General features: G+C 41.3%; 6 protein-coding genes. 1 reads left to right on the forward strand and 5 read right to left on the reverse strand.

What is annotated here, in order from left to right:
- Positions 1 to 118 precede the first annotated feature (118 nt).
- The 5 genes from ACE1CC_RS31785 to argF form a co-directional block, all read right to left on the reverse strand.
- Complete coding sequence (locus ACE1CC_RS31785; protein WP_413274440.1) at positions 119 to 592, reverse strand: GNAT family N-acetyltransferase; 474 nt, start codon at positions 590 to 592, stop codon at positions 119 to 121.
- A complete protein-coding gene (locus tag ACE1CC_RS31790) occupies positions 593 to 736 on the reverse strand; it encodes a hypothetical protein (protein ID WP_413274441.1) in 144 nt (47 codons plus the stop codon).
- 75 nt (positions 737 to 811) lie between these two features.
- A complete protein-coding gene (locus ACE1CC_RS31795) occupies positions 812 to 2,053 on the reverse strand; it encodes an AmpG family muropeptide MFS transporter (RefSeq protein WP_413274442.1) in 1,242 nt (413 codons plus the stop codon).
- Positions 2,054 to 2,276: 223 nt separating this feature from the next.
- Complete coding sequence (lexA, locus tag ACE1CC_RS31800; protein WP_413274443.1) at positions 2,277 to 2,891, reverse strand: transcriptional repressor LexA; 615 nt, start codon at positions 2,889 to 2,891, stop codon at positions 2,277 to 2,279.
- A gap of 288 nt (positions 2,892 to 3,179) precedes the next feature.
- Positions 3,180 to 4,100: an ornithine carbamoyltransferase gene (gene argF, locus ACE1CC_RS31805; RefSeq protein WP_413274444.1), complete on the reverse strand. Its 921-nt coding sequence runs from the start codon at positions 4,098 to 4,100 to the stop codon at positions 3,180 to 3,182.
- 749 nt (positions 4,101 to 4,849) lie between these two features.
- On the opposite strand from argF, the gene ACE1CC_RS31810 reads away from it, so the two are divergent.
- Positions 4,850 to 5,335, forward strand: a 486-nt coding sequence (locus ACE1CC_RS31810; protein ID WP_413274445.1) for a calcium-binding protein, incomplete at its 3' end; no start/stop codon positions are given.

Raw genomic sequence — 5,335 nt, forward strand, 5'->3', positions numbered from 1 at the left:
GTTAACTGTTTCCGGCTCAACAACAATTTCTGAAGATGGTTCGGTGTCTGATGTTTCTCCTGGCGCAATTTTTGTTGCTTTTTTCCTATAATTTGCGCCCAAATCCCCAACAACGTACCTAAGAAATAGACTTCACCATCCACAAAGATTGAGTTTGAAAACCTAGCTGAGAGTATAGATTAATTGCTGGTTGATTGGATTGAAAAACTTGGAGACTCATTTGGCGATCGCCCCGATTTTTTGCCCAATCTTCGCCCAAGAGCATTAAACTTTTCCCAATGCCTTGGCGACGATGTTCAGGAGTAACATAGAGGAGAAAAATGTGGGCATGGCGATCGCCATTTACCTGATCGATTCCATTACCCACCCACAAACAACCTACTTTAATTGCACCAGCATTTTCTACCTTTTCTTCCACCCACCAAACCGGAGTTTGGGCAGAAAAATACTTCTCAACCGTAATAGCTAAATGGGAGAAATTTTGCTCAGGAAAAAGCTCTTGGTAAGTTTTTTGCATAAACTTGACCAAAGTAGCCCGATCTAAACTTGTACCAGTAACAAATTGATAGTTTGCTGGTAATTTATAACTCATCTAAGAAGCAGAAGTTACTTCTTCAGTTGGTGCGGGTGCTGCCATATCCGCAGGTAAAAAGATGCGCGAACTTACAGCCACCAAAGCCACTAAAAACACTAACACAATTAGAAAAGGAGCAACGTACTGACGAAAAATAGCCATAGTTTAGAATTGTCCAGTTTGAGCAAAAAAACTGTTTTGCGAAACCTTTTCCAGTCTCTATATTACAGTTTACAACTAGTTTTCATAATCTTTCCATTCATCTAATCCAGGTCTGGGCATTGGTTGAGGTCGAGGGTTCCAAGGTGCGACTATTGGTAAGAGCAATAATCCGGGTATAGCTGCGAAAATGCTAATTAGGAAAAATAAAGGCCAACCTGTCCTTTCTGCGACAAAGCCGGAAGGAGCAACCAAAAGATCTCGACTGACAGCCATAAAACTGGTGAGCAAAGCGTATTGAGTAGCAGAAAAACGTTGGTGACAAAGACTCATTAAAAAAGCTACAAAACCTGCGGCAGCAAGTCCTCCGCAAAAGTTTTCCACATTGATACTCAACACTAAAAGCGGATAATTTTTTCCGGCTTGGGCGAGGATGAAATAACCAATATTACTTAAAGCTTGCAGTAAGCCAAATATCCACAAAGAGCGATTAATCCCAATTTTACTGAGAATTGCGCCTCCCGACAATGTTCCCACAATAGTAGCAATTAAACCCATTCCGCCACGAATTGCGCCGATTTCTTTTTGAGCGAAACCAGTTTTTAGTAAAAAGGTAGTGGAAAGACTGCTCAAGAATGCGTCACCAAGGCTGTAAAGGACGATGAATAGGAGAATTACAAAACCTAAAAGTAAGCCATGACGGTAGAAAAAATCGCCAAAAGGTAAAACAACTGCTTCTTTTAAAGATTCGGGACGGTTTTGGTCTTCTGGTGGCTCTGGCGCAAAGAATGAGGCGACTACACCGACGAGCATGAGGAGGGACATGAACAGAAAAACTGAAGGCCAACGGATGCTATCAGCGAGAATAAAAGCTAGGGCACCAGTGGCTAAAAGGGCGAGACGATAACCTAAAACGAAAACGGCTGCACCTGCGCCCATTTCTAGTTTTTCTAAAACGTCGGTGCGGTAAGCGTCAGCAGCAATGTCTTGGGTAGCGCCGAAAAAGGCAATTAATACGGCGTTAATGGCGAGAAGTTGTAAAGCTTGACTGGGTTTTTGGAAGTATAGGGCGGCGATCGCTAAAATTAAAGCTACTTGAGTAATTGCCAACCAACCACGTCTACGCCCTAAAAATGGGGGTATATAGCGATCGAGTATAGGCGACCATAAGAATTTTAGCGAATAGGGCAAATTTACCAAAGCAAACAACCCGATCGCACCTAAATCAACTTTTTCCACAGTCATCCAAGCTTGCAGATTGCTTCTCGGTAACAAAAAAGGCAACCCAGAAGAAAATCCCAATAACAAAAGAGCCGCCATTTTGCGACTCTGAAAAACTTTGAGAAAAGACGGAAAAGATTTCACAACTATTTAAATAACTCCTCTGAACTTTGAGTTATCTTCTCATAAAAAGAAGCAAAGGGACTGGGGACTGGGGATTGGGAGAGTTTTGAGTGAGAGAGTTTTGAGTTTTAAGTTGGAAAGTTGGAGAGTTCCGGGCGCACACGCAGGTGCGCCCCTACTTAAGAGATCCTCATCTCCCTTAATAATTGCGCCAAACACCGACTAATGTTCCTTGGAGTTGGACTTCTTCTGCTGGTGCTTCGATGGGTTGATATTTGGCGTTGGCGGGTTTGAGGATGACGCGATCGCTTCTCCGATAAAAGCGTTTTAATGTAGTACCATGTCCTTCAACTCTCGCCGCTACAATTGTGCCATTCTTCACTTTGTCGGGTTCAGCAACGGGACACAGAATGACTAAATCACCATCAGCAATATGATCTTCGATCATGCTGTCACCCATTACCCTTAAAGCGAATGTTTTTGGTGGTAATGCTTTGGCAAGGTCGAGTTTTTCTACTGAATCGGTGTAAGGTTCTACCATGCAACCAGCTGCGATCGCGCCTAAAATCGGTACGCTACTACTAGGTTCGGTTTCTATTTGCGATCGCAAAATTCTATAAGTCCGAGCTTTGCCATCTGACCAAGTAATATATCCTTTTTCTCGCAAATGATCTAAGCGACTTTGAATAGGTGCTGGCGATTTTAAATTCATCGCTCGCATCATTTGTCTAATTGACGGGGCATAATGATGCTGGTTGATGTATTCAACTAGCCAGTCGTAGAGTTCTTTTTGAGCTTCTGTGAGGGTTTCCATAGTTGAATTCCGGGTAAGTGTTCTAGACAGTTTGTGATTAGTTATGAGCGATCGATTCATCACTCAAAAATTTATCTTCTAGAACATTCGTACTATTAAAAACCCCTTTTTGTCCAGTATTTTATAAAAAAGGATATAGGTTGAATTAAAAATTGGCGAGTCAAATCTCAGCATTTATGCTGGAATATATCTCAGTTTTTTTGCTTTGAATAATTCAAGAGTTAGACGACAACACTAAATATGGGGGGATGGTGCGTTACGTTTCCCTAACGCACCCTACGGATGGAATTAATCTGCGCCGAGTAAACTAGCTAATAAAGCTTTTTGGGCGTGCATTCGATTTTCTGCTTGATCCCAAAGTCTAGATTGTGAACCTTCCATGACTTCATCTGTAATTTCTTCGCCACGATGAGCAGGTAAACAATGTAAAACAATGGCATCTTTGTCAGCCAAACTCATCAATTGTTCGTTAACCTGATAAGGTTGAAAAACGGGAATTCTATTATCAGCTTCAGCTTCTTGACCCATACTAGCCCAAACATCAGTGTAAATTACGTTTGCGCCTTTAGCAGCAGCAATGGGATCGGTTGTAATTGTAACTTCTGTGCGATCGCCTGCGATCTCCTTAGCTTTTGCTGCTATATTTGAATCTGGTTGGTAATCGGTTGGTGAAGCAATTCTCACATTCATTCCCACCATTGCACAACCCAACATGAGGGAATTAGCCATATTATTCCCATCTCCAACGTAAGTCAAAGTTAAACCTTCCAACTTACCAAAACATTCTTTTGCGGTTAATAAATCTGCCAAAACTTGACAGGGATGTTCCAAGTCAGTTAAAGCATTAATTACCGGAATTTTGGCATAATCAGCAAAAGTTTGTAACTCCTCTTGTTTAAAGGTTCTGATTGCTAAGATATCTAAATACCGATCCAAAACTCTCGCGGTATCTTGGACTGGTTCGCCACGACTGACTTGGGTAACATTAGGATTAAGGTCAATTACTTGTCCGCCTAGTTGGTACATCGCCACAGTAAAACTTACCCTAGTTCTAGTGGAAGCTTTAGAGAAGACTAACCCCAGAACCTTGTTACATTGAATATTGACCTTTTTAGCTTTCATCTGTGTAGCGAGATCCAAAAGTTCTAGTAATTCTTCTGGAGTTAGGTCTGCTAGGCTTAATAAATCTCTTCCTTTGAGTGTTTCCATGCTTTTTCCTAAATTGTTGTGAAATGCGATCGATCTCCTGAGATTTTTCCCAATAAATCAACATTTTAAAAACTTAACAGATATTTTCCCCTAAGCCTAGCTACATCTTTGATGTTTTCTGACATAACTTGGCTAGTATTGCCAGACTTAAGTTTTGGTAGAATGCTGATGTTGGGGAAAAGTGCGGCAGCTTGAGATTAAAAATTATGGAATTAATAAAATTAAAATAACATAAATTTATCATAATCAAGATACCCAGTTCATTATTGAAGCTCTTGATTATCGGATTAAAACTTTTACTCCCAAATCTGACATCAATGATTCCTGAGCATGAAAAATCATCATAAATAAAAAAGCAAATATAAATCTTGACATCAATCAAATTTTGATAAATATCAGCAAATAGTAGATTCTACAAATTTAGAAACTTCACCAGCAACTGCCAGAGGAGGTACTGTGGGCTGAACTGAACTAATAAGCCACATTCCGCACCCTAAAGTGTCACACTACGAATTTTGGTCAATTGACGATTTGGGACTAGTGGCTGGTCAGATAATTTTAAGTATTTTAAGTAATTTAAGTTACTAGCAATTAGTGCCGAATTATGTAAAAACCGATTGTGACACTTTAAGGTGCGGAATGTGGGTAATAAATAAAAAGTAAAAAACTTTACTATAAATTTCCTGAAGAGCTTGGACACCGATGAAAACATCGTTAGAAAACTTTGATAACAATAAGGAGCCACTCAAATGGCAATTTGGACAGGAACAAGTGGTGCCGATAGTAAGTATTGGGAAGGCGAACCACCCACAGTGAGAGTCCAGGCAGTTGAGATGAATGGTTTAGGTGGTAATGATACGCTGACTGGTTTTACCAACAATGACACAATTCGCGGAGGAGACGGCCAAGACCTGCTCGATGGTTGGTCTGGTAACGACGCTCTGTGGGGCGGAAATGATGCCGACAGGATCTATGGAAACCTTGGTAATGACTCTCTGTGGGGCGACAATGGTGATGATTCCCTATTCGGAAACGAGGGTGAAGACCGACTTTTTGCCGGACTTGGTAATGACACGCTTGATGGCGGTGCTGGGCTCGATGAAATGTACGGCGATATCGGTAATGACCTGATGCGGGGCGGCGATGGCAACGACCAGATGTGGGGTGACGCAAATGATAGAAATGATCCTACACCGGGCAATGATACTCTATTAGGTGAAGCTGGCAACGACAAC

The sequence above is a fragment of the Floridaenema aerugineum BLCC-F46 genome (genome assembly GCF_041929345.1).
Taxonomy (GTDB): Bacteria; Cyanobacteriota; Cyanobacteriia; order Cyanobacteriales; family Aerosakkonemataceae; genus Floridanema; species Floridanema aerugineum.

Bases quoted from the DNA above. Each gene is read 5' to 3' on its own strand.
- ACE1CC_RS31785 (WP_413274440.1), bottom strand. From the start codon at position 592: ATGAGTTATAAATTACCAGCAAACTATCAATTTGTTACTGGTACAAGT.
- ACE1CC_RS31790 (WP_413274441.1), bottom strand. From the start codon at position 736: ATGGCTATTTTTCGTCAGTACGTTGCTCCTTTTCTAATTGTGTTAGTG.
- ACE1CC_RS31795 (WP_413274442.1), bottom strand. From the start codon at position 2,053: ATGGCGGCTCTTTTGTTATTGGGATTTTCTTCTGGGTTGCCTTTTTTG.
- lexA (WP_413274443.1), bottom strand. From the start codon at position 2,891: ATGGAAACCCTCACAGAAGCTCAAAAAGAACTCTACGACTGGCTAGTT.
- argF (WP_413274444.1), bottom strand. From the start codon at position 4,100: ATGGAAACACTCAAAGGAAGAGATTTATTAAGCCTAGCAGACCTAACT.